The organism is Pelagibacterium limicola, assembly GCF_015694405.1.
GTDB classification, from domain to species: Bacteria; Pseudomonadota; Alphaproteobacteria; order Rhizobiales; family Devosiaceae; genus Pelagibacterium; species Pelagibacterium limicola.
The window spans coordinates 454781-478551 of sequence record NZ_JADQDB010000003.1; the positions used below are offsets into that span (position 1 = coordinate 454781).

At 62.3% G+C, this 23771-nt stretch carries 22 protein-coding genes and 1 pseudogene; 10 read left to right on the plus strand and 13 right to left on the minus strand.

Translation table 11 applies throughout. From position 1 onward, the window contains the following. Nucleotides 1–112 precede the first annotated feature (112 nt). The gene (locus I2G20_RS08335; RefSeq protein ID WP_196259225.1) at nucleotides 113–3019 is read right to left on the minus strand and encodes an insulinase family protein; all 2907 of its coding nucleotides are present in this window, start codon (nucleotides 3017–3019) and stop codon (nucleotides 113–115) included. 161 nt (nucleotides 3020–3180) lie between these two features. On the opposite strand from I2G20_RS08335, the gene I2G20_RS08340 reads away from it, so the two are divergent. Then, the gene (locus I2G20_RS08340) at nucleotides 3181–3819 is read left to right on the plus strand and encodes a type VI secretion system-associated protein TagO (protein ID WP_196259226.1); all 639 of its coding nucleotides are present in this window, start codon (nucleotides 3181–3183) and stop codon (nucleotides 3817–3819) included. 62 nt (nucleotides 3820–3881) lie between these two features. Here the strand turns inward: I2G20_RS08340 and ggt are convergent, their stop codons facing one another. From ggt to I2G20_RS08370, 6 genes are all read right to left on the minus strand, one after another. Beyond that, on the minus strand, nucleotides 3882–5609 hold the full coding sequence (ggt, locus tag I2G20_RS08345; protein ID WP_196259227.1) for a gamma-glutamyltransferase: 1728 nt from the start codon (nucleotides 5607–5609) through the stop codon (nucleotides 3882–3884). Between the two features lie 76 nt (nucleotides 5610–5685). Next, nucleotides 5686–7203, minus strand: a complete 1518-nt coding sequence (gene ilvA / locus I2G20_RS08350) for a threonine ammonia-lyase, biosynthetic (RefSeq protein ID WP_196259228.1) — start codon at nucleotides 7201–7203, stop codon at nucleotides 5686–5688. Nucleotides 7204–7492: 289 nt separating this feature from the next. Then, entirely contained in the window at nucleotides 7493–8290 is a 798-nt protein-coding gene (locus I2G20_RS08355) for an ion transporter (protein WP_196259229.1), read from the minus strand. 85 nt (nucleotides 8291–8375) lie between these two features. Continuing rightward, the gene (locus I2G20_RS08360) at nucleotides 8376–9731 is read right to left on the minus strand and encodes a hypothetical protein (protein ID WP_196259230.1); all 1356 of its coding nucleotides are present in this window, start codon (nucleotides 9729–9731) and stop codon (nucleotides 8376–8378) included. A 113-nt stretch (nucleotides 9732–9844) separates the two neighbouring features. Continuing rightward, nucleotides 9845–10492 carry an LCCL domain-containing protein gene (locus I2G20_RS08365; protein ID WP_196259231.1) on the minus strand — a complete coding sequence of 216 codons (648 nt, stop codon included), beginning with the start codon at nucleotides 10490–10492 and terminating at the stop codon, nucleotides 9845–9847. Nucleotides 10493–10574: 82 nt separating this feature from the next. Next, a complete protein-coding gene (locus tag I2G20_RS08370; protein WP_196259232.1) occupies nucleotides 10575–11090 on the minus strand; it encodes a DUF1697 domain-containing protein in 516 nt (171 codons plus the stop codon). A gap of 89 nt (nucleotides 11091–11179) precedes the next feature. Here I2G20_RS08370 and I2G20_RS08375 point away from each other — a divergent pair, with 89 nt between their 5' ends. The 3 genes from I2G20_RS08375 to I2G20_RS08385 are packed head-to-tail and all read left to right on the plus strand — an operon-like array spanning nucleotide 11180 to nucleotide 13637. Next, nucleotides 11180–12007, plus strand: a complete 828-nt coding sequence (locus I2G20_RS08375; RefSeq protein WP_196259233.1) for an ABC transporter substrate-binding protein — start codon at nucleotides 11180–11182, stop codon at nucleotides 12005–12007. Continuing rightward, entirely contained in the window at nucleotides 12004–12891 is an 888-nt protein-coding gene (locus I2G20_RS08380; protein WP_196259234.1) for an amino acid ABC transporter permease, read from the plus strand. The genes I2G20_RS08375 and I2G20_RS08380 overlap by 4 nt, the downstream gene beginning before the upstream one ends. Next, a complete protein-coding gene (locus I2G20_RS08385; protein ID WP_196259235.1) occupies nucleotides 12888–13637 on the plus strand; it encodes an amino acid ABC transporter ATP-binding protein in 750 nt (249 codons plus the stop codon). Before I2G20_RS08380 ends, I2G20_RS08385 begins: the two co-directional genes overlap by 4 nt. Nucleotides 13638–13641: 4 nt before the next feature. Here I2G20_RS08385 and I2G20_RS08390 read toward each other — a convergent pair whose 3' ends face one another. After that, complete coding sequence (locus tag I2G20_RS08390) at nucleotides 13642–14352, minus strand: LexA family transcriptional regulator (RefSeq protein WP_196259236.1); 711 nt, start codon at nucleotides 14350–14352, stop codon at nucleotides 13642–13644. Nucleotides 14353–14689: 337 nt separating this feature from the next. Between I2G20_RS08390 and I2G20_RS08395 the strand changes: the two genes are divergently transcribed. Together I2G20_RS08395 and I2G20_RS17525 are read left to right on the plus strand one after the other, a co-directional pair. After that, complete coding sequence (locus I2G20_RS08395; protein ID WP_196259237.1) at nucleotides 14690–15355, plus strand: hypothetical protein; 666 nt, start codon at nucleotides 14690–14692, stop codon at nucleotides 15353–15355. 45 nt (nucleotides 15356–15400) lie between these two features. Then, nucleotides 15401–15526: pseudogene (locus I2G20_RS17525) on the plus strand (surface lipoprotein assembly modifier); the annotation flags it as partial. 32 nt (nucleotides 15527–15558) lie between these two features. Here the strand turns inward: I2G20_RS17525 and I2G20_RS08405 are convergent. Together I2G20_RS08405 and I2G20_RS08410 are read right to left on the minus strand one after the other, a co-directional pair. Further along, a complete protein-coding gene (locus I2G20_RS08405; protein ID WP_196259238.1) occupies nucleotides 15559–16665 on the minus strand; it encodes a THUMP domain-containing class I SAM-dependent RNA methyltransferase in 1107 nt (368 codons plus the stop codon). Between the two features lie 45 nt (nucleotides 16666–16710). Continuing rightward, nucleotides 16711–17094 carry a VanZ family protein gene (locus tag I2G20_RS08410; protein WP_196259239.1) on the minus strand — a complete coding sequence of 128 codons (384 nt, stop codon included), beginning with the start codon at nucleotides 17092–17094 and terminating at the stop codon, nucleotides 16711–16713. A 108-nt stretch (nucleotides 17095–17202) separates the two neighbouring features. On the opposite strand from I2G20_RS08410, the gene I2G20_RS08415 reads away from it, so the two are divergent. Beyond that, nucleotides 17203–18498: an endonuclease/exonuclease/phosphatase family protein gene (locus I2G20_RS08415; protein WP_246472941.1), complete on the plus strand. Its 1296-nt coding sequence runs from the start codon at nucleotides 17203–17205 to the stop codon at nucleotides 18496–18498. A 32-nt stretch (nucleotides 18499–18530) separates the two neighbouring features. Here I2G20_RS08415 and I2G20_RS08420 read toward each other — a convergent pair whose 3' ends face one another. Next, nucleotides 18531–19037, minus strand: coding sequence for a DinB family protein (locus I2G20_RS08420; protein WP_196259240.1), 507 nt, complete (start codon nucleotides 19035–19037; stop codon nucleotides 18531–18533). A gap of 112 nt (nucleotides 19038–19149) precedes the next feature. Between I2G20_RS08420 and I2G20_RS08425 the strand changes: the two genes are divergently transcribed. Both I2G20_RS08425 and I2G20_RS08430 read left to right on the plus strand, forming a co-directional pair. Further along, a complete protein-coding gene (locus tag I2G20_RS08425; RefSeq protein ID WP_196259241.1) occupies nucleotides 19150–19632 on the plus strand; it encodes a GNAT family N-acetyltransferase in 483 nt (160 codons plus the stop codon). A gap of 280 nt (nucleotides 19633–19912) precedes the next feature. Further along, the gene (locus I2G20_RS08430; protein ID WP_196259242.1) at nucleotides 19913–21121 is read left to right on the plus strand and encodes a BaiN/RdsA family NAD(P)/FAD-dependent oxidoreductase; all 1209 of its coding nucleotides are present in this window, start codon (nucleotides 19913–19915) and stop codon (nucleotides 21119–21121) included. Nucleotides 21122–21315: 194 nt separating this feature from the next. Here the strand turns inward: I2G20_RS08430 and I2G20_RS08435 are convergent, their stop codons facing one another. Together I2G20_RS08435 and I2G20_RS08440 are read right to left on the minus strand one after the other, a co-directional pair. Beyond that, on the minus strand, nucleotides 21316–21810 hold the full coding sequence (locus I2G20_RS08435) for a DUF305 domain-containing protein (RefSeq protein ID WP_207747574.1): 495 nt from the start codon (nucleotides 21808–21810) through the stop codon (nucleotides 21316–21318). Between the two features lie 512 nt (nucleotides 21811–22322). Further along, nucleotides 22323–22520 carry a heavy-metal-associated domain-containing protein gene (locus I2G20_RS08440; RefSeq protein WP_196259243.1) on the minus strand — a complete coding sequence of 66 codons (198 nt, stop codon included), beginning with the start codon at nucleotides 22518–22520 and terminating at the stop codon, nucleotides 22323–22325. A gap of 251 nt (nucleotides 22521–22771) precedes the next feature. On the opposite strand from I2G20_RS08440, the gene I2G20_RS08445 reads away from it, so the two are divergent. Then, entirely contained in the window at nucleotides 22772–23554 is a 783-nt protein-coding gene (locus tag I2G20_RS08445; protein WP_196259244.1) for a MauE/DoxX family redox-associated membrane protein, read from the plus strand. Nucleotides 23555–23771 lie beyond the last annotated feature (217 nt).

Sequence of the window (23771 nt, forward strand, 5' to 3'; positions counted from 1 at the left end):
TTGCCGGGGTGCCCTTCGAACACAGTAATCTCACGATAGCAGGACTATAGCGGACCAGCGTGACGCGAGGATAAGTTCGGTATGTCTGGTCGGGTTATCCCGCCACTGCCCCCTAAAGCACCTTTGTCAGCTTGAGGAAATTGTTGCGCTCCCTGTTGGCCGCGGTGAGCGCGGTTTCCGAGCCCATCACGACCACATGTCCGTTGCGCGCGACGTCCGAAAGCAGATCGGCGGCCTCGGCGAAATCCTTCGCCGTCGTCCCCAGCACCTGCTCGCGCCGCGCCTGGCGGTAGTCCTCGTCGACCCCTGTCAGATCGCGCACCAGCGCGGTATAGCCCTTGGCGTCGGGCAGCAGGTACGGGTCGAGGTCGCCAATCGTCCCGATGATCGAACGCACGATGTCACTTTCCGAGACGCCCTTGCGCAGGAAGTCCGGCGCAGCATCGTAGATATCGAGCGTGGCGAGAAGGTTGGGGTCGCGATACGAGCCGAAGGCATAGGTATCGGCCAGCGGATTGTAGCCCGCGAACCCGCCATAGGCCCCGCCCTCGACGCGCACCTTGTCCCAGAGATAGGCCGTGCCGAGATATTTGGTCACCACCGAAAGCGCCGCGCTGGGCGTGTGCCCCAGTTTCTTGAGGTTCACGCCCTTGGCGACGTAGTTGACCTGAGCCGGGATCGTCAGCCCCTCATTGCCGGGCGCCGGCAGCGGCGACCAGTCCTGGCGTACAAAGCTCTTGCGCGGCAGCGTGCCGGCAAATCCGGCCAACTCCCTTTCAAAGCGCCTGAAGGTTTCCGCATCCGTCGTGACGTTGAACACCGCCGCGCCGGCATTGATCAGGTGATCGCGCATGGCGAAAAGATCCGCCTCGACACCCCCCCAGTCGTCCTCGATCCGCCTGGCCAGTTCACGCAGGAAAAACAGCTGCGAAACGCCCGTGCATTGCTCATTGGCCCAATCGGCCTCGTGCAGCGAGGCGCGCAGCCACGAGAACACCATCTGGTGTCCCGATGGGACCAGCCCCGCCTCTTTGTGCGCCTTGTTCTGCGCGACCATCTGGCGGACGCGTTCGCGGTTGTCGAGCCGGGCATCGGTCAGGGTGTCGGTCAATATCGCTAGCAGTTCGGACGTCTTGTCCGCCGTGGCCTTGCCGCGCAACAGGACATAGGCCGCCGCCTCGTCGGCGTCGCGCATTGCCGAAATCACGCGACTGGCGTTGATCCCGCCCGTCGAGCGACCGATCCTCTGCGAGAGCGAGACGAAATCTTCCTTGCTGGTCCCGGTCTGGGAAAGCGCCTGGGTGAAGATCGGCAGGTAGGGGACATATTGGCGCGGCAGTGTCTTGAGGTCGAAGCCGAGGTCGAAATAGACGATGCCATTGGTCGGCAGGTCATGGAACAGTGTGCGCACGCCCGCAACGTCCCGCTCCTCGCTCGGGATCTTCATGCTCTCGCGCGGCAGGTCGGCAAGCGTCAGGGTCGGGATCTTTGCGAGGTCCTCGGGCTTGTCGGGCGCGTTCTGCAGCGCCTTGAGCTTGCGCGTGGTTTCGATGGTCTCGGCGACATCATTGTCGTTCATCGCTGCGCGGACGCCGTCGAGCCTCGTCCGTTCCGCCGCCGCTTCGCGTTCGGCCTGTGCCTTGTCGGCCCTGACCACCACCCGCGAGCGATGTCCGTTTTGAATCAACAACTTACGTATCAAGTTCTCGAGAACCGATTCACCGGACTCAAGCCGCGCTTTAAGGCGTTCAAGTGCTGATTCATATTTCAATCCGTCGAGCGGATTGCCGCCATAGAGCCACTTGTTGAGCGCGCCGAAGAAAAAGATGATCCCGCGCGGATAGCCGCCGAAATTGTTCTCGCGAAGCTGGAACTCGTAGGTGTTGACGGTCGCCTCCACCGTCGCCTTGTCAATGCCATTGGCAGCCAGTTCCTCGAGCCCTTCGAGAATGAGGGCTTCGAGCTTGTCGGCATCCTTGGGGTCCACCCCGCGCATCCCGGCGTAGAACCACGGTTGGCGGTACATGTCGTTGAGATTGGCCATCACGGCCTCGCCGAGACCGGAATCGGTCAGCTTCTTGTAGAGCGGCGCGGCCTGGGTCCCGAACAGCGCCAGCGCCATGACGTTGCGCGCCAGATGCTCCTCGATGTCCTCGGCAGGGTCGAACATCCAGTTGACCGAGACGAAGGCGTTGCGCGGATTATCTTCATCGGCCGGATAGGTCGCCTCGATGCGGATGGGCGTGTCGAAGCGTTTCTGGAGCGGCACCACCGGCGCACGTCCGGTCTTCTCGAACCGCGAGAGCGTTGCGTCCAGCAGATCGAGCCGCTTTGCCGGATCGTCGTCGCCGTAGAAAATGATCTGGGCATTGGAAGGGTGATAATAGCGCTCATGGAAGGCCTTGAACTGCTCGTAGGAGAGGTCCGGCATCACCTTCGGATCACCACCCGACGACAGGCCATAGGTCGTGTCAGGAAACAGGGACGATTGCGCTGTCACACGGAACACCGTGTCAGGTGAGGAATATGCGCCCTTCATCTCGTTGAACACCACGCCCTTGTAGATCAAGGGCGCATCGGTGCTTTCGAGTTCAAAGTGCCAGCCTTCCTGGAGGAAGGTTTCCCTGGAGATCAGCGGAAAGAATACCGCGTCGAGATAGACTTCGGTGAGGTTGTAAAAGTCCGCAAGATTGGTGCTTGCGACCGGATAGACGGTCTTGTCGGGAAAGGTCATCGCGTTGAGGAAGGTGTGGAGCGAGCCCTTGAGCATTTCCACGAAGGGCTTCTTGACCGGGAATTTTTCCGATCCGCACAGCACCGAATGCTCGAGGATATGCGCAATGCCGGTCGAGTCCTCGGGCGGGGTCGCAAAGGAAACCCCGAACACCTTGTTCTCATCGTCATTGATGAGCGAAAGAACCTCGGCCCCGGTCTTTTTATGCCGGTAGTGCCGCGCCAACGCATTGACCTCGGGAATCTGTTCTTCTGCTATAAGGTCGAATGCGGGATGGGTGGGCATGGGCGGGTCCTTCTCAAAAACGTGCAGAGCAACATGTAGGGACAACATGGCCCGACGCCAACCGTTTCCGGCGTCTGGCAAACATTCGTGTGAAAAGATATGGACTTGGCGAGTTCATCCCACCACATTGGGCCGAACCGAAACCGGGGAGAAACAGCATAATGAGCAAGCACTGGCTGGCGTCGGCGGTCGCGATCGCGGGCCTTCTGGCGGTTGCGCCTGCAGGCGCGCAACAGACTTCGCCCGAGCGGTGTGCGCTCATCGGCCCGGCCACCGAGCGGCTAGCCTGTTATGACAGCCTGTTCCGCTCCGACGAATTCACAGGCGAGGGCGAGGAGGACACGCCTCAACAGGGCATGTGGGCCAGCGGTGTCGAGGTTTCACAGATCGAGGGGACCGAGCGGCCCTTCGCTACCCTGCAGTCCGAGCAGCTTATCCCCGCCCTGCCCCGTGGCCGCGCGCCGGCGCGCATGACGATCATGTGCCTCGACGGCACGACCGTTGTGCAGTTCGGCTTTGCGGGATATCCGCTTGGCACGCCGACCTCGAACAGCGGCATTCTCACTATCCAGTTCGACCGGCTGCCCGGACGCAGCCAGTCGCTGCAACTGAGCGCCGACCGCACAGCGCTCGGGTTTTTCTCAACCAACGACGCGATGAATTTCCTCGACCAGCTCTTGCAGGCCCAGCGCCTCTTGGTCCGCGCGCAGCCCCAGGGCCAGCGCTCTGCCACCGTCAGCTTCCAGCTCGAGGGGATCGAGCAGGCGCTGGTGCCGGTGCGCGAGGCCTGCGGGTGGTAGCGGGTCGAGACGCCCGGTCTCGGCCTTGAAGGTGCGGCCGCTGACGGCCGCACCCAGTTGTGTCAGCGCCCCATCACGACGCCTTCGCGCCGCTTGTCGGCGGCACCGATCAGCCCTTCATCGGTGATCCTGATGACGTGCAGGCCCGAGTTGAGGTTGACCATGGCGACCTCGTGCCCGAGCGCTTCTAGGGCCGCGGCAAGTTCCTCGGCCCCCTCGCCTTCCTCGATATTGGTCCGCCCGTTGAGATTGGTGACGTGCCGCAGGTCGATGGCGTCCTGGGGGTCCATCTCCCAATCGAGGATCGAGACGAGCGAGAGCGCGGTATAGTGGATGATCGCCGCCCCGCCGGGGCTTCCGGTCAGGAGCACCGGTTCGCCGCCCTCGAAGACGATGGTGGGCGACATGGACGAACGCGGGCGCTTGCCCGGTTCGACGCGATTGGCCACAGGCGCGCCGTTGGCCTCGGCGGCAAAGGAGAAGTCGGTCAGCTCGTTGTTGAGCAGGAAGCCGCGCGTCATGACCCGGTTGCCGAACCCGCTCTCGATGGTGGTCGTGGCCGAAACCATGTTGCCCTCGCCGTCGACGATGACGAAATGCGAAGTCCCCGCACGCGGGCGTTCGCTATCGGATGCCAGCGCCTGATCCCAGCCCGGCGGTGTGCCTGGGGCGGCGACGCCCATCGAGGTTTCGAGATCGATGAGGCTGGCGCGTTCGGCGAGATAATCGCGGTCAAGCAGCCCCTCGGGCACGTCCACGAAATCGCTGTCGGCGATATAGAGCCCTCGATCCGCGAAAGCCAGCCGCGAGGCTTCCGCAAAGAGATGCCGGAACTGGACGCCCTCGCCCATCTCCGCGACATCGAACTGCTCGAGAAAGCCCATGATCTGCCCGACCGTCAGGGCGCCCGAACTCGGCGGCCCCATGCCGCATACTTCGTAAGTCCGGTACATGAAGCAGACCGGCTCGCGCGTCACCACCTCATAGGCGGCGAAGTCCTCCATCGTCAGCATGCCCGGATTGATGTTGGTCGCGAGCGCGGCAACGATGTCCTCGGCGATCTCCCCGGTATAGAACGGCGCAGCGCCCTCGGCGGCGAACAGGCGCAGTGTTTCCGCATAATCGGGGTTGGTCAGCGTCTCGCCCTCGGCAATCGGCGTCCCGCCCGGCAGGAAGTAGTCCGCCGTGGTCACGAAGGTATCGAGCCCCTGCGCTCCCGCGACCGCACCGGCCAGACGCTGGGTCACGGTGAAGCCGTTTTCCGCCGTCTCGACGGCCGGTTGCAGAAGATCGGCCCAGTCGAGACTGCCGTGGTCCTGATGCAGCACTTCGAGCAGCTTGGGCGTGCCGGGCACGCCGGCAGACCGGCCGCCGATAACGGCATCCATGAACGCCAACGGCTCGCCATCCTCGCCAAGCCAGTAGGTTTCGTCCGCCGCGAGCGGCGCCTTTTCACGGGCGTCGTAGCTCGTGAGCGTGCCGGTTTCTGCGTCCCAATAGAGGAGGAACGCCCCGCCGCCGAGGCCCGAGCTTTGCGGCTCGACGAGCCCGAGCATGACCTGCACCGCCACGGCGGCATCGGCGGCCGTCCCGCCGGCCTCGAGCACCGCATAGCCGGCCTCCGTCGCCAGCGGGTGGGCGCTTGCGACCATGAAGTCCTGCGCCGTGACCGACCTGCGCTCGGCAATGGCGGTCGTATCCTCAGGCTGCGGCGCTTCCTGCGCCACAGCAAGCGGCGCGAGCATCATCGCCCCCGCCAGCAGCATCACCCGCTTTGGTGAAGATAGCATGATATCCTCCTTGAGAAGATGACGCGTCCCGAGGGGATGTTAGAGCGGCTTTTCCCTCGCGCCAACCCATTGAATTTCATGCAGGCGGGGCCAGAAACATCCCATAGGCCGGATTTTCCGTTTCGTCCCAATGGGCGTAGCCCAACTTGTCGAGATAGGCTTCGAACATCTCCCGCTCGCCGGGCGGCACCTGGATTCCGGCGAGCACGCGGCCATAGTCGGAGCCATGATTGCGATAGTGGAACAGCGAGATGTTCCAGTCCGCGCGCAGGCCTTCGAGGAATTTGAGCAGCGCGCCGGGCCGTTCGGGGAACTCGAAGCGATAGAGCAATTCGTCCCTCAATCCCTCGACGCGCCCGCCGACCATATAGCGGATATGGAGCTTGGCGACCTCGTTGTCGGTCATGTCGAGCACGCGATGGCCTGCGTCGCGCAGCGTCTCGATGATCGAGAGCTTTTCGGCCTGGCCGCCCTTCAGTTGTACGCCAACAAAAATCTGCGCGCTGGCGCCGGGCGCGAAGCGGTAGTTGAACTCGGTGATGGCCCTGTCGCCCAAGAGTCGGATGAAGGCGCGGTAGGCGCCGGGTTTTTCGGGGATCGTCACGGCCAAAAGCGCCTCGGCCCGCTCGCCGATCTCGGCGCGTTCGGCCACGTGCCTGAGCCGGTCGAAATTGATGTTGGCGCCTGAAAGGATAGCCGCGACAGCGCCGGGCAGGTCGAGGCTCGGGGCGTGCTTGCGCAGCCCGGCCAGTGCCACCGCGCCCGCAGGTTCGGCAATGGCGCGGGTATGGTCGAAAATGTCCTTGATCGCGGCGCATATCTCGTCGGTCGAGACCGTGACGATGCCATCGAGATACTGGCTGCACAGCCGGAAGGTTTCCTCCCCGGCCTGCCGCACCGCAACGCCATCGGCAAAGATGCCGACTTCCCTCAGCGGAACCGGTTTTCCAGCGTCCAGCGCCGCCTTCATCGAGGCTGCATCCTCGGGTTCAACCCCGAACACCCGCACATCGGGCCGCAGGAACTTGACGAAAGTGGCAATACCCGCCGCCAGACCCCCACCGCCGACCGGCACGTATATCGCCGCCAGCGGCCCGGAATGCTGGCGGAGAATCTCGACGCCGATCGTCCCCTGCCCGGCGATCACCTCGGGATCGTCGTAAGGGTGGACGAAGACGAGGTTTTCCTTTTCGCATAGGGCCAGCGCGTGTTCGCGAGCATCGTCGAAGGCATCTCCGAAGATGACCACCTCGCCGCCCAGCCGCCGCACCGCCTCGACCTTGATCGAGGGCGTGGTGCGCGGCATGACGATGACTGCCCGCACGCCCATGCGGGTCGCCGAATAGGCGAGCCCCTGCGCATGATTGCCGGCCGAAGCACAGATCACCCCGCGCGCTTTCTCGTCGGCGTTAAGCGTCGCGAGCTTGTTGTAGGCCCCACGAAGCTTGAACGAGAACACCGGCTGCAGGTCCTCGCGCTTGAGCAGCACCGCCCGCCCCAGCCGGTCCGAGAGTGGCCCCATTCTTTCGAGCGGGGTTTCGACGGCAACGTCGTAGACGCTCGACGAGAGTATGCGGCGGATGGTGTCCTGCATGGTGCGACCGGATATTGAGGGCTATCGGTCGTTGATACTGCCTTGGTGGACAGAAGGAAACCTCGCACCAGTGGCATAGAGGATTTGGCCGTTTGACGTACCAGTCTCCCTTCCTCTGTCATCACCCGGCTCGACCGGGTGATCCAGCAGCGCGCTGTCCAGCGCGCGGGATGCACACTCAGCCCAGAGCGTGGCGCAACCATCGTTCGGGATCACCCGGACAAGCCGGGTGATTACGGAAAGGGAAGCAAAGGGACGGATTGCCAGATCCCGCAAGGAGCCAGCAGGCTCAGCCCCTCGCCCTCGACTCCTCGCGCAGTTCGGCCACTTCGGCGCGCAGGGCCCGCACTTCGGCCAGCACCAGTTCGGTCTCCGATTGCAGCGCCTGCCGGTCGGCCTCGACGATGGATTCGTGCTCTTCCTGCATGGCCGAGACGATGACACCGATGAAAAGGTTGAGCACCGTAAAGGCCGTGCAGGCGATGAACGGCACAAAGAACATCCACGCCCAGGGATAGACCTCCATCACCGGCCGGACGATGCCCATCGACCAGCTTTCGAGCGTCATGATCTGGAACAGCGAATAGAACGATGCTCCGATCGAGCCGAACCAGTCGGGGAAGCTCGCGCCGAACAGCTTGGTCGCCATCACGGCAAACACGTAAAAGACCAGCAACAGCAGAACGATGATCGAGGCCAGACCCGGCAGGGCATTGATCAGCCCGCCGACCACCTTGCGCAGTGACGGCACGACCGAAATCAGCCGCAACACGCGCAGGATGCGCAATGCCCGAAGCACGGTGAACGGCCCCGTCGCCGGGATCAGGGCGATGGCGACGATGGTGAAGTCGAAGATCGACCAGGGATCGCGGAAGAACCGCCACCCGAAGGTATAGAGCCGCAAGGCGATTTCGATGACGAAGATGCCCAGGATCACCCGGTCCAGCACTTCGAGCAACCGCCCCATGACCGCCACCACCTCGGGAACCGTTTCCAGCCCCAGGGTGATCGCGTTGACGACGATCACGGTAATGATGAACTGCTCCCAGCGCCGGGAAGTCAAAAAGATCGAAAGGCGTCCGCGCATGGCAAAACCAATATTGGCAAATCGCCGTGAGGGAAATCGGATTTGCCCCGCGCGGTCAAGGGAAATAGGGGTGCCTATCCCTCGCTTATGCGATCAAGTGCTGCTCGCTCTGCTTCCTTGCTGATGGCTTCGGTCGAAACAGCTTCAGGCTCGCCACGTTCTTCCTAAGCCGCGGTGCCGATGCCACCCATCCTCTGAGATATTGTCCAACCTGTTCGTAAAATTCAGGAACTGTCGCTTCGAGTTCCGTGATAAAATTCTTGCGCTGCGAAAACTTCGCTCCGAGGTCCTTGACCATCAGTGTTTCAAACGAAAGCACTACCTGGTTTGCCCGGTCGTTTGCCGCGAGGTCGGGATTATCTCTAAGAGCGCTCAGCGTATATTGGCTGTGGGCTGCACGTCCTGGCCAAAAGAGCCTGACATGCAAATTGGCGGGTGTGCTTTTTTGAAGCTGGCGCAAAAGCCAGCTCACTCTCGCCTTGGTCCCGCGCCTGTCCCCCGGCGCCTTGAGGGACATCGAAACGGTGATGCACCTTTTCTTGATATCCGCAACGACCTCAATAGGAGCCGCCGCATCGGGTACAATAAAGGTCGCCCTGAGACATTCCTCGTTTACGAGGTCGCTAATTGTGTCCTTCAGACGAGCAGCAGGATCGGCCGCATGGGCACGAGAAATTTTGGTCGATACCTCGTGGCCCAATTGCCTGCTCAGGATGAGGCTGAGGTCTCGCACTTCCTGATGCCAAGCGCCCACAATTTCCTTTGTTTCCGGCGCATTACCAACAATGCGGCCACCTGCCTGAACATTTGAAACCAAGTCAGTCCAGCCCGACGGCATTTGATCGAAACCGCGAACTCCCGCACTCGGGTGGGAGAGGAAGCGGATGAGTTCATGGAGAATAATCCGCTGGTCGGCATCCGTTACCTGTCCGTTGTTGAACAACAACGTTGCTTGAGTCAGGACAAACATCCACGACCAGTGGAATATCGCACATTTCCTGCGCGTCGAATTGGACATCACCAACGGATGATGGGTTGGGAGCGCCGCAAATTGATTGGAAAGCGTGATCAGGGCATCGACACCATTTTGCTTTGCGATATCGGTATAGGACTCCACCTGATCGTTTGTCAGTTCGGAGTTACCGACTTTAGCCTCCACCAGGGCCGTCCATTGGGCAGAACTCCCTTTCAGGATAATCAGCCCGTCCGGTCTCGATTGCTTGTCGCCGCTCTTTTTCAGAACGACTTCGGTGTACGTTTCGATTTTCGTGCGTGCTCCGATCCGTTGCCCGATCGAAGTGAACATTGCAGCCCGGAATTCCTCGATGTTTTCCAAGCATGACAGGAAAATCGATAGGGTCCGTCCTTCTTTAGAATTCTCCGCAAGTACAGGAAATAGTCTTGATCGTTCACCGCGCGCTAAAATAGCCGGAAGTTCCATGCCGCTCCCCCAGTTGCCGACAAGGATAATCGAGGTACTCTCCCGCGAGAATGCCCGACAATCAACATAAATTTGCTGACTACTTAAATTCCCCCGACCGAGAAGCCCTCCCCTCAATTCCCGTCGAAAATGAAACTCGCATTGAAGCCGTCCGAGTCGAGGGTCAGAACGTTGTTGCGGGTCGAACCGGTGTAGCGGTCCAGCCCCCTCACCGCGATCACCGTCACGAGTTGTTCATCGCCGGTGACGACGCCGGCATGGGTCGCTGCCGCGCATACATCGCTGATGGCCGCATAGGGACCCGATCCCCAAACCAGTCCGCTGGTTTTCCTGTCGCACCGGCAGGTCATGATTTCCACCTTGGGGGGCAAGGGGGTGCAGTATTCGGGGCCGCTGGTTGGAACTTTCACGAATGTGTAGCTCGAATGATAGACCGCCCAGTCCGATGTCTGGACGTCGTTCTGCATCGTTCCTTCGTAGGCCCGCTGGCCCGGGCGGCGGTCGAGATTAACGACGCCGCCGGCGGCACCGATCACGCCGGCATGTCGGGCGGCCGTGCAGATGTCGCTGTCGGCGGTATAGGGGTTCGAACCCCAGACCGGACCCGGAGTGGCATCGGCCGGGCACAGGCAGGTGTGGCGCGGGTTTTGCATCGGGTAGCTCCCGCAGGCTTCCGGCACCTGTCCCATAGCCGCGCCAATCAGACCCAACGCCAAAAGTGCCGCGAGCGCCCCGGCCCGCACCAATCGTGAAAGCAACATCGGAAATCCCCCCAAACAGCCGCGGCCGTCGGGCGATCCTACGCCTGCCATTGGCGCCCGCAAGGGGAAAATCGCATGTCGGTCAGTCGCGCTGCCGCGCCATCTCCACCAGTCTGGCAACCGTATTCATGTTGCGCGAGGTTCCATCCTTCGCTGCCGGAATCCTAAGCTTGGACCGAGCCATGCCCTCGCCATAGTGGACGTAGATCTCGCGCGTCCCAAGCGCGACTCTTTCGTCGGTCTGGTGGCTGACGTCGTCCAGCGCACCGGACGGCGGCGGGGTATCGAGGAAGATGGTGAGCACCCGGTTAGGGGCGCCGTCGGGGAAAGGGTTGTTGTCCAGCACCGCCGCCATTTCGCGCGGCGTGCGCACGATCACGCCGACCTTCTTGCCCGCATAGGCTTCCAGCCGTACTTCCAACGCCGCCTTGGCCGCCGCTGGGTCAAGTTCGGTGCCGAACACCACGTTGCCGCTGGCGATATAGGTCTGCGGATCGATGAAACCGGCGTCCCGGCACATGGCCTTGAGTTCCTCCATCGGCAGCTTGCCCGTGCCCCCGACGTTCACCGCGCGCAGCAGCCCGATGAATATCGTCACTCTTTTCTCCTCTTGCCTCGAAATTTCCAGCAAGGCTAATCTGCCTTCCGGCTGAATTCAAAGCTGAAACACAAAGGAGAATTTCGGGGATGGCAAACATGTGCACTCACATCGCGGCACTTGCCGCGGCGGGCGTCCTGCTCGCAAGCGGGGCTGCGGCGGCGCAGGAAGGGACGATCGACGATCCGCGCCTTCATACGCCCGGCAAGCTGACCGTCGCCACCGGCGACGTGGTCTATCCGCCCTGGATGATGGACGACAATCCCGAGGGCGGCGAAGGGTTCGAGAACGCGCTGGTGTACGCGCTGGCCGAGGAGCTCGGATTTGCGCCCGAGGATGTCGTGTGGGTGCGCGAGACGTTCGACCAGTCGATCGCGCCGGGCGCCAAGAACTACGACTTCGCCATCCAGCAGATTTCGGTGACCGAGGCCCGCGCCGAGGTGGTGACCTTCAGCCAGGTCTACTTCCAGCCCGACAAGGCGGTCGTCGCCCTGCCGGGCAGCCCGGTCGAAGGCGCTACGAGCTTTGCCGACCTGCGGGAGGCCCGCTGGGGCGCTGCCGTGGGGACCACCGACTTCACCTACCTCGAATCGGTGATGGGCATCGAGGATGCGGCCGTTTACGACGACCAGATCGGCGTCTTCCAGGCCATGCAGGCCAACCAGATCGACGCAACGGTCGTCGCTCTGCCCACCGCGTTGTTCCTCACCGCCGTGCAGGTGCCCGACGCCGAAATCGTCGCGCTGCTGCCGCCCGACGAGAACGACCGCGGCCATGGCCTTTTGTTCGAGTTCGGCAATCCGCTGGCCGAATGGATCGATGAGGGGCTCGATGCGCTCAAGGAACGCGGTGTGATCGAAGACCTCAAGAACACCTGGCTCGTCGCCGATCCCAACCTGCCGGTCATCACTGAATGACCGATATGCCTTCCGCCGCCCCTGGAGGCGTTCCACCCGATGGGGCGGCGGTACGCACGCCCGCGCCGCCGCGACGCCGCAACGAATGGCGCGCGGCGGTGCTGCCCACCGCGATTTCCATTGCCAGCGTCGTCATCGTCTTCGGTCTTCTGGGGTGGTGGATCACCTCGGCGCCGCAATGGCCGCGCGTCCAGCTTCAGTTCTTCAACCTCGACGCGATGATCGCGGCTTTCCCGCGCGTGCTCTCGGGCTTCTGGATCAGCCTGCGCATCTGGCTGACGGCGCTTTTCTGCATGGCCATCTGGGCGCTGGTCCTCGCGGTCCTGCGCTCGCTGCGTGCGCCGCTGTTCACGCCGTTCCGGCTGCTGGTCACGATCTATATCGACATTTTCCGGGGCATACCCGCCCTTCTGCTGGTCCTGCTGTTCGGCTTCGGCATTCCCGCGCTCAACCTGCCCGGCCTGCCCAATAGCGGACTGTTCTGGGGCACGGTGGCGATGATCCTTTCCTATTCCGCCTATGTCGCCGAGATCTACCGTTCGGGGATCGAAGCGGTGCACGAAGGCCAATGGGCAGCGGCCAAATCGCTCGGGCTGAGCGAGTGGCAGACCATGATCTACGCCATTCTGCCGCAGGCGCTGCGCAACGTCCTGCCCGCGCTGATGAACATCGTCGTCGCGCTGCAAAAGGACGTGGCGCTGCTTTCGGTCATCGGGGTGCGGGACGCGGTGCGCGAGGCGCAGATCTACACCGCCCAGACCTTCAATTATTCCTCGCTCGTCGTTGCGGCGGCCCTGTTCATGCTTGCGACCATTCCGATGGCGCGGCTGGCCGATTATGTCACCCGCAAGGACCGTGAGCGGCGGCTGCAGAGGGCCGGATGACGACACCCCGGATCGAAATTGACAACCTCACCAAATATTACGGTGAGACCCTGGTGCTCGATGGTGTCAGCCTCAATGTCGGACTGCACGAGGTCGTCTGCCTCATCGGCGCCTCGGGCTCGGGCAAGTCCACGCTCCTGCGCTGCATCAACCGCCTCGTGGACTTCGACCACGGCGCCATCCGCCTCGACGGCGTGTCCATCGAGGACGAGAGTTTTGGTGCGACGGGCTTGCAAAAGCGCGTCGGCATCGTCTTCCAGTCCTACAATCTCTTCCCGCACATGACGGTGCTCGACAACGTCACGCTGGCGCCGCGCAAGGTCCACCGCCTCCCCCGCGCCGAGACGGAAGCCAGGGCGCGCGAATTGCTGGCCATGTTCGGCATGGGGGACCACGCCCTGAGCTATCCCGAGCAGCTTTCGGGCGGCCAGCAGCAGCGCGTCGCCATCGTCCGTTCGCTGGCGACCAACCCGGACGTGCTCCTCCTCGATGAAATCACCGCCGCGCTCGATCCCGAACTGATCGGGGAAATTCTGCGCATCATCCGCAGGCTCAAGGACGACGGCATGACGATGGTCATCGTCACCCACGAAATGGGCTTTGCCCGCGACGTCGCCGACACGGTCTGCTTCCTTGAAGGCGGGCGCATCCTCGAGAGGGGCGATCCGAAAGCGATGTTCAAAACCCCGCAGAACGAGCGGACGGCGCAATTCCTGCAGCGGATTATCGAGGCGGGGCGGCTATAGGGGGCTATCGCCTGCCGATGATGGCGCAGACCCGGCCCAGGATCGTCAGCCTGTCGATGCTCACGGCCTCGCTCCCATGGTTGGGATTGTCGTAGCCCACAAGGACGACGCCGCTTTCCCTGTCGGTGAATTTGAGACGCGCAATGCGCACGGGTTTGGCGAGAAGATAGGCACCGTCCTCAAGCGGCTGGCGCTGGCCGAGGTCCACGATCACCTTGTCCCCCGGCAAAAAGGTCGGCGCCATGTCCCCGTCCAGAACGGACACGATGACGGTCTTTTCCGGATCGGCCTTCAAGGTCTGGATCAGATACGCCTTAGGGAGCGCCCAGCTGTCAGTATGATGGAACGGCAGCAGCGCCTCGGCTTTCCGACCGTCTTTTGGGATTAGCGGCTTTTCCAGGTCGTATTCGGCGACCAGGGCTTGCCGGCTGGAACCCGTGGGGGCAGGGCCGGCGAGGGGCTGGGATGGCGTATCCCCCTCTTTGAAACCCGCCATATAGCCCGGTTTCTGATCGTCCACGGCGAGCAGCCAGGCCGGCGTGACATGGAAAAAGCGTGCATAGCGCCGCGCCTCTTCGGGGCCGAAGCGCCGCGTGCCGTTTTCATGGGCTGCATAAGTGGCAGTACTGATGCCCAACGCCTCGGCAGCGGCCCTGCCGGAGCGGAACCCTGCATCCATACGCGCGCGCCGCAGGCGCTCTCCACTTGCACTCATACCATCTGCATAGCGATGGAATGAGTGCAAGTCGCAGTCAGGCCATTGCAATATTTGAATACGTTTTGTATTTATGTCGAACGAGTCGGGCGAATTGGCGTCCGACTATCCGGGCACCCTTATCAACGACTGCTGTTGAGGCAATAGTTATGACCTTTTTGAGACCTTCTGTCGCGGCAGCCGCCGTCGACGCCATTTCCCTGCCTTGGGTGGCCTTGATCAGGACCTGCAATTTCACACCGTCCGTGCGGGTGTGAACTTCCGCTTCTAGCCGGGGGGCTAGAACCGGCCGTCTGGCTACCGCGGCCAGGCGGCCGGCTTCTTGAAGGGGGGCCCAATGAAGTTCTTGACCGTCATCGTCAACCTGTTCGTTCTCCGGATCGGCAGCGTTGCTGTCGGCCATACCGGGCAAGGTATCGCGGCATCCGCGCCTTCGCCTTGGCCGGCGGATGATTGCCGCCCGACCGTGAGCCACCATCGGCACTGCGGCGAGCAATCGGGGCCGATGCAGGGAAACCTTCCCCCTATCCCCAGGTCATCCATCGTGAACCGGTCGTTCGCTCGCTCCGCGACTGATGTCGCCAAACCCTTGGCCGCACTCTTTTTTGCCGCTGCACTTCTGGCCCCGGCTCTCGCCCAGACGCCCGGGTTCGAAGCCGTGCGGTGCGAGGGCTATCCTCAGGCCATGGCCCTGGCGATTTCGTGGAGCCAGGCCAGTTCTCAGGGCATTACCATTGATCGGGAAATGATCGGGTGCATAACGGTGACCCAAGCCGAACTGCAGCGCGGGGAACTTACGAGCGGCGTGCTTACCTTCGTCGCGGATTTCGCCGGGCCAGCCACGACGGAGACGGCATTGGCGACAATCTATCCGGTGGCGGTCTTGATGACCCCGGCGCGCAAATGGCTGGTTTTCGAGGCGAACCCGATTCCTTTGGAAGGCGACGGCTCATCCCAACAGGGCGCCGCGTCGCAGGAACTTCGCCCCTGGGCCTTCGATTAAGGCACGGCAGGTGGGCAACTCACGCCCGCCCCCACGGTCTCCCACCGCTCATTCGACATTGGCGGCTTCACGCCGACCCTCACCTATCAATACACGCGGCAATTTTCTAACGTGTCGCTCCACGACCACGACAGTCACGACGTTTCGATGGGTTTGTCGAAAGGGTTTTGAGCAGAAATCACCGTCCGGAGTTCCGGCAAGCGTTATAACGCTTCGGTCCGCCACAGCGTGATACTGATCCCGCCATTGTCGACCGGCTTTGCCGGCGGCAGGAATGGCAGGCCGGTCGCCTTGGCCAGGGTTGCGTCGGCGGCGATCAGGCCCACGCGCCAGCCGCGGAAGCGATTCATGAGGACCTGGCCCATCTCGCGATAGAGCGGAAAGAGCTTCTGGCGCTCCCCGATCCGCGCGCCATAGGGCGGGTTGATGATGACGAGGCCGGGCGGGCCTTCTGGTGCCTGGATTTCGGAGATCGGGCGCTGCTCGAAGGCGCAGAACTCCACGACCCCTGCCCGCCCGGCATTTTCCCGGCTCATCCGGATCGCCCCGGCGTCCCGGTCGCTGCCCAGGAACCGCTGGGTCGGTGATTTCATCTGCGGCGAGCGGCGCATCTCCGCCCAGGCGTCCGCATCGAACGGGTTGAGGTGCTCGAAGGCAAAGCCGCGATCCCGCCCCGGTAGCAGCCCCGCGGCGATCTCCGCCGCCTCGATCACGAAGGTCCCCGATCCGCACATGGGGTCGAGGACAGGCTCGTCGCCCTTGTACCCGCATTGGCGCAGGAACAGGGCGGCCAGCGTCTCGCGCATCGGGGCCTTGTTGACCGCCTGCTTATGCCCGCGCCGATGCAGCCCCTCGCCGGAGGTATCGATGCTGATCGTACACAGATCGTCCTCGATCCGCGCCTTGACCTTTACCGGCGCGTCGTCCCCGACGGGCGCCCCAAGCTCCTCGCCGATTGCCCGCGCGATCCGCTGTGCCGCCGCTCCCGCATGATAGATGCGCGATTTGCGGCATGTCGCCTCGACGCTCACCGGAACGTCGGCGCGCAGGACATCGCCCCACGGCAGCTTGCGCGCCCGCTTGTCGAGCTGCGCCAGGTGCATCGCCCGGAACGAAGCGATCCGCACCAACACCCGGCTCGCCCCGCGCAGGACGAGGTTGGCCCGCATGGCGTCAAGCCAGCCGCCCTCGAACGCGACCCCGCCGGACACCACGCGCGCGCCGGCAAAGCCCGCCGCGCGCGCCTCCTCGCAAAGCGCGGTCTCCAGCCCCGGTACCGCGACGAGGAAAATTTCAAATTCCTGAGACATGGCGCGACTGATTAGCCGCTTCTGACGGAAATGGCGATTGGAATGTCACCTGGATACGTCGTTCGCCGGTACCAGCAGATTTTTCGCCAGCGTGAACACGCCGATCACAAGGAGGCCCGCCAACAGCCCGGACACGACACCGGCTGCGCTGAAATAGATGTCGACCAGCGCCGCTCCGCGCTGGGGAATGAACACTTGCGCCACTTCCATTGCCACGGACAACCCGATCAGCCCGGCCGCTGCAAGCACCCGCGCCGACAGCCGGGCGAGCACAATCGTGAACCAGAACGTGACCAGCCCATAGGCCACGAAATGCTCAAAAGTGGTGTGCAACGGCGTATGGGGGCGCCACCCGCCCGGCACCAGCGATGCGGCTACTATAACGAGGATCAGAATTACCGATCCAATAAGCAAAATGCGTCGAATCATCGTCAGTTGTTATTCCTGGCCCGAAATGCACGAGAATGCATCGGGGGGAGCGGAGAAAAGGTCTAGACCGCCCTCATTAATGGCCGATCATGCCGCGACTAAGGCAGGATGAACGGCAGGTGGCCGTCGGGCGTTTACACTCCCGAAACCGATTGCAATGAGGCCGCGAACGATTCCCTCGCCCTCGACCGTGATCCCGCAAACGGCTTCGAGCCCCGGCGCGTCGGCAAGGAAGATGATCGATCGGGTGCCAATGTTCGTCTCGCCCCAATAACCGCAAGTCCAGCGCTCGATGAGCCGCTTCCACCGCCCGTCATTGTCCAGTCAGGAAACGGGGCGTATCTTTCGACGCTCGCGCCGGGAGGGGGCATGACCATGAAATCGCGGACGGTTTCTTTTACGAGTTTCAATCTCTTCAATCTCAACGAGCCGAACCTGCCGATGTATACCAACAGCGTCGGCCATGAGCCCGCGCATGTGAGCCGGAAGGTGGCGTGGTCGGCGGCGATGATAGCGCGGGCCAAGGCCGATGTCTTCGGGTTTCAGGAGCTCTGGCACAAGGGGCCGCTCGAAAGGATACTCGCGCAATCGGGGATGGGCACCGATTACACCCTGCTGGTGCCGGACAACCAGCTCGGCCAGCGCATCACCTGCGCCGCCGCCGTGCGGACGGAAATGGTGCAGGGCACGCCCGAATGGATCACCGAATTCCCCGAAAGCTTCAGGCTCGAAAGCCGGGGCGACGACCCCCAGACGCCTTTGATGACGGTGGGCATCTCGAAGTTCTCCCGCCCGGTGCTCAAGTTCACCGTTCGCCCGCATGAGGAGCGCCCGGCGATCCATGTCCTTGTCTGCCATTTCAAATCCAAGGCACCGACGCGTATCGACAGAGAACCGTGGTATCGCGGACAATCGGCGCTCTACCGCGATCATGCCGCGGCCATCGGATCGGCCATCTCGACCGTCCGCCGCACCGCCGAGGCGCTTGCGGTGCGCCAGATGGTCACCGACCTCACCAAGCGCAGCGACACCCCGGTGGTGGTGCTGGGCGATCTCAACGACGGACAGGATTCGAACACGCTCGAAATCCTCACCGAACAGCCCAATTATCTCCAGCCGCTCTCGACTGGCGGCAGCGATACCGCGCTTTATTCAGGCCAGGCGCTCCAGCAGCTGCGCTCCCTGCGCGACGTCTATTACACCTACATCCACAAGCGGGTGCATGGCTCGCTCGACCACATCCTCGTCAGCCAGGAGCTCTACGACCAGAGCCGCAAGCGGATCTGGAAGTTCGACGGGCTCGACATCTACAACGACCACCTCAACGACGACGGGCTGAAACTCGCCGAAGGGGTTTCAGACCACGGCGTCGTGCGGGCGAAGTTTTCATTAAGAGGCGTCTGAGGCGGCCGGCTGTGTTTCCGCGGCCCCTCCTCTCACCGTTCCGGCAGCACGAAGGGCAGATCGGTATCCCCCGTCGCCTCGCCAAGCGCCGTCAGCGCCGCGTGGACCTGTCCGCGGTGATGGGTCTGGTGGTTGAAGATCTGCATGACACACAGCGCGCGCGGCTTTGTCATCTCACGGCCCACCGCACCGCTATACCAGACGAGATCGCCCTCGAGGTCCGCAGGCGTCACCCGTTCGCCCCAGGCGATGATATCGTCATCGAGCGCCTGACGCCGGGTCCAGAGATCGTCGAAATCCTCGACCATCCTCCCACTCTGCTTGATCGCCACCTCCGGCGCCTCCGCCGCCCCGAAGCGCGACAGCCATATGCGGTCCGCCCAATAGAGATGGCTCAGCGTCCCATGGATCGATTTCCAGAACAGCCCCCGATCGGCCTTGCGGTCCTCCTCGGAAAGCCGAAGCGCAGCGCCATAGACGCGGCGGTTGAGCTCGGCATTGTAGGCGGCCATGGTTTGTACGTAACCGGGGAGGATCATGATGGGACTCGGGTTTCTGTTGGCGGGCAAGTCTATGCGGCGCATTTGCAGCGGACAATGGCAACGCGACAACCGGCTTTCCAGTCGAGGCTGCAAACGCTAATCATCGCGCATGCACATACGCCCCGCCACCCAAGCCGATGCCCCCGCTATCTGGTCGATCATAGAACCCGTGATCCGCGCGGGCGAGACCTATACGCTCGATCCCGATCTGAGCCGCGATGAAGCGCTCGCCTACTGGATGGGCGCGGACAAACAGGTCTTCGTCGCTGAGGATTCAGGCGCCATCCTCGGCACCTATTATCTGCGCCCCAACCAGCAGGGCGGCGGACGCCATGTCTGTAATTGCGGCTACGTCACCGCGCAAGCTGCAGCCGGCAAAGGCATCGCCCGCCGCATGTGCGAACACTCGCTCGAAACCGCTCGCGCCCAGGGCTACCGCGCCATGCAGTTCAACTTCGTCGTCAGCACGAATGAGCGCGCAGTTTCGTTGTGGCAAAAAATGGGGTTTGAGATTGTGGGCAGGCTGCCGGGAGCATTCCGGCATCCGACGCTGGGGTATGTGGATGCTTTGGTGATGTATCGGGGGGTTTAGGGGAAGTTGGTGGGAGTGCACACGCCACAATGCAATTTGCTTTCGCAAGCGGCAATCATGGGGTGGAAGGGAACTGGCAGGTTTAGGGTGGCTCCGCTGCGAGAGCAGCCTTCACCGGGCGAATGGGTCCGGCAGCACCGCGCCCCCAAAAGGGATCTTGTCTGTTCATATTTCTCTCCGATCCGCGTGCCGCGAGATTAAATTACCATGTTGCAAATGACTACGAGGCCGGCCTTATTGGTGCGCTACCTTTTACGGGCACGGGCGCGTGCTGCGTTCCATGGCGCTTGAAACCTTCGACACCGTCATCCTCGGCGCGGGTGCGGCGGGCATGATGTGCGCGATCCATGCCGCTGCGCGCGGCGGGCGCGTGCTGGTGGTGGATCATGCGAAGGCGCCGGGCGAGAAAATCCGCATTTCCGGCGGCGGGCGTTGCAATTTCACCAATATCGGGACAGCTGCGAAGAACTTCATTTCCGCCAACCCGCATTTCGCCAAGTCGGCCCTTGGCCGCTACACGCAACACGATTTCATAGCGCTCGTCGAAAAACACGGCATCGCCTGGCACGAAAAGACGCTCGGCCAGCTCTTCTGCGACGGTTCGGCAAAACAGATCGTTTCGATGCTTCTGGACGAGATGAACCAGGCCGGCTGCGAATTGCGCTTGAGCACCACGCTCGACTCAATCGAGCGCGACGAGAGCGGCTTTGTCGTCACGCTCGGCGGCGAAGGGGCGGCGAAAATCCGCTCCCGGCATTTCGTCGTCGCCTGCGGCGGCAAGTCGATTCCGAAAATGGGCGCGACCGGCCTTGGCTACCAGATCGCGGAAAAATTCGGACTTGCCGTAACCGAGACGCGCCCCGCGCTCGTTCCGCTCACCTTCGGCGAGGACGTGCTCGCCGGTTTTCGGGAGATCGCGGGCGTGGCGGCCAATGCGAGCGTGTCTTGCGGCAGGACGTCGTTCGAGGAAGCATTGCTCTTCACGCATCGCGGTCTCTCCGGGCCGGCGATCCTGCAAATTTCGTCCTATTGGCGCGAAAGGCAGCCGATCCGCATCGTTTTCCTGCCCGGCGACGACGTCTTTGCCTCGCTTTTGTCGGCCAAGCGAGAGAACGGCCGCCGTGCGATCTCGACAGCGCTCGGCGACATCCTGCCCAAACGGCTCGCCGCCTATCTCGCCGAAACCCACGGCTGGACCGGACCGATCGGCGAGGCGAGCGACAGAAAGCTCGCCGCCATCGCCGAGACCGTTCAGAACTGGGAGGTCTTTCCCATCGGCACGGAAGGCTACCGCACAGCCGAGGTGACACTCGGTGGCGTCTATACGGCCGGGCTGACTTCGCGGACGATGGAAGCCAAAGCCGTCGACGGGCTCTATTTCATCGGCGAGGTGGTCGATGTCACCGGCTGGCTCGGCGGCTACAATTTCCAGTGGGCGTGGTCCTCCGGCTGGGCGGCGGGCACGGCGATTTCCGAGCGGACGGCCTGAACGACCCGCACACCGAACATCTCGCCATCGGTGGTTACGTGCTGAAGGCGCCGAGGCTGGGTTCCGTGGATGCGCTGGTGTCGGGGGTTTGGGGGAGGTTGGGGGGTGGAAAGCGGACTGTCCGGTTCCAGCTCAATTACCCAATTTCGCGACAGAAAGCCGCGCGGTTTGATCCACGCGGCCCCCTTGGGTCCCTAGTCGGCGTTTTCGGCCAGCCAGTTGGTCATGAACTCAATCTCGCTGACCTGGGCCTCGATGATCTCCTCGGCCAGTGAGCGCATCTGTGGATCGCTGCCATGATCGAGCAGGACCTGCGCCATGTCGATCGCGCCTTGATGGTGCGCGATCATCCCGCAGGCGAACGCAATGTCGGGATCCTCGATCATCATGCCGTCATGCATTGCGGGCATGGTGATCATCATTTTGCGCATGTTTTCCTGCACGTGCTCGGGCATGGCGTCGAGATCCATATCCGCCATGCCCATCATGTCCATCATGCCCGAGGCCATGCCGCCATGTTGATTGCCGTGCATGGCGCCATGCCCCATGGACGAATGATCCATGGCGCCCGAGCTGGCAGAAGTCGAGCACTGCTCGGGCAATTGGAAATCGTTGTCCTGGGCAAAAGCGGGCATTGAAAGCGCGGATAGCGCAAGGGCGGCCGCCAAAGTCAGATTTACGCGTGTCATTGGTAATTCTCCTGTTGATCGTGAATTCGAACGGTCAGACGAAGAGATTTCGTGGGGGCGGAACAGAGACGTCCGTCTGCCATCGGAGAGTGCCCGCAGAAAAACGAGTCTCAAGCGATCCGGTTGGCCAGACAATTGGCGCACCGTGTGCCATGAGCGCAAGGGCCGCACAGCACTTTCCCATCATGCAGCAATCAACGCCGCATGGCCCAAGCCCAATAGGAGCTTCACTCATTGACCGGGATGCATGGTAATGATGGCCGTGCTCAGCATGAGCATCGTGCATGACCTCGCCAATCGATTGCGGGCAAGGCGACGCGGCCATCGCACCTGTCATTGGCAAGGCGAGCGAGACTGCCAGAACCAGAATCGCGGCGAGTATGAACTGCGTTGGCGTCCGGAGGGGTTTCAACGGATCAATTCGGTCCTTATTGCTCTCAGCCTTTGGACGGGCGCGGCTGCATATTGAGCGTTATCCCAAAATCGGCCATTTCGATGGCACTTCACCGCGTTCACGCCAGCTGGCGAGGAGGAAAGCCAGCCTCAGTGAGTGCCGCCAGGATTTTTTCGGTGTCCGTATCCGATTTCACGCTCACGGCCTTGGATGCGATGTCGATCTCGACCTCGGCATCGGGATCGACGCGCCGAATGGTCGCCGTTACGCCCTTGGCACAACCGCCGCAGGCCATGTTTTCAATGATGAGGTTCATTGGATGATCCTTCTCCGGGCCCATATCAATCCACAGGGTGAAGGTTCCAATGGGGGTAAGGTCAAGCGGATTTCCGCTCGTGAACACGCCGTGCGATCAGAGCTTGACCTTCCCATCATTGGAAGCAGGAAACTGACCTCGATGACTTATTTGGGCTTTGTCTCAAAGCATCCATGTGTGCGCTGGGCCGTTAGACCTATCGGCACTCTGCGTGCCCGTGTCCGTCGCTGCAATGACCAAGGAGAACGCTCATGGCCCAATCGGATCAATCGCAAGGATCGACTGCACGGCTTTACCGGATGGTCCTACCCGATCACCTGTGTCCGTCCGGGCTCAAATCGAAATGGCTGCTGGAATCCAAGGGCTATGCTGTCGAGGATCACCCGCTCAGAACGCGCGCCGAGGTCGACGCCTTCAAGACCGAACACGATGTAGAGACCACGCCGCAGACCTTTTTCGGCGACAAGCGCATCGGCGGCTACACCGATCTGCGCGCATATTTCGGCAAGAAAGTGCCAGGCAAAGACGACCTGACTTACCGGCCAGTCATAGCCATTTTCGCTGTCGCTTTTCTCACCGCGCTGGCCATATCCTGGGCGGCGTTGGGCATGTTCGATGCCCTCCGGACCGCCGAGTGGTTCATTGCCACGGCCATGGTGCTGCTGGGCTTGCAAAAACTGCGCGATGTCGAAAGTTTTTCGACAATGTTCCTCAACTATGACCTTCTGGCGCGCAAATGGGTGCCCTATGGCTACATCTACCCATATGCCGAAACGCTCGCGGGACTTCTGATGCTGGCCGGTGCGCTCATGTGGCTCTCGGTGCCCATAGCGTTGTTCATCGGCACGATTGGTGCGGCCTCGGTGTTCAAGGCCGTCTATCTCGACAGACGCGAACTCAAATGTGCCTGCGTGGGCGGTGACACGAAAGTGCCCCTAGGATTTGTCTCGCTCACGGAAAACCTGATGATGATCCTGATGGCGGTCTGGATGTTGGTCAAGCCAATGATCATGACCGTAAGCGGGGGCCATTGACGGGTGCACTTGTAGCCGAACGTCAGCTTCCGGATCAAAATCGCGATGGCGTATGTGTCGTTTGTGGGGTCGAAAGCGGACCCAGCGCTGGCACCCTCCTCCCCGAGTTTTCCCCACCACCTTTTCCGCCGCCGCCCTTCCCGCCAGCCAAGGGCACTTGTCCAACCGTACCGTACGGTACGGTACGGTTTCCCTTTACTTCCTCCATACTCCGGTC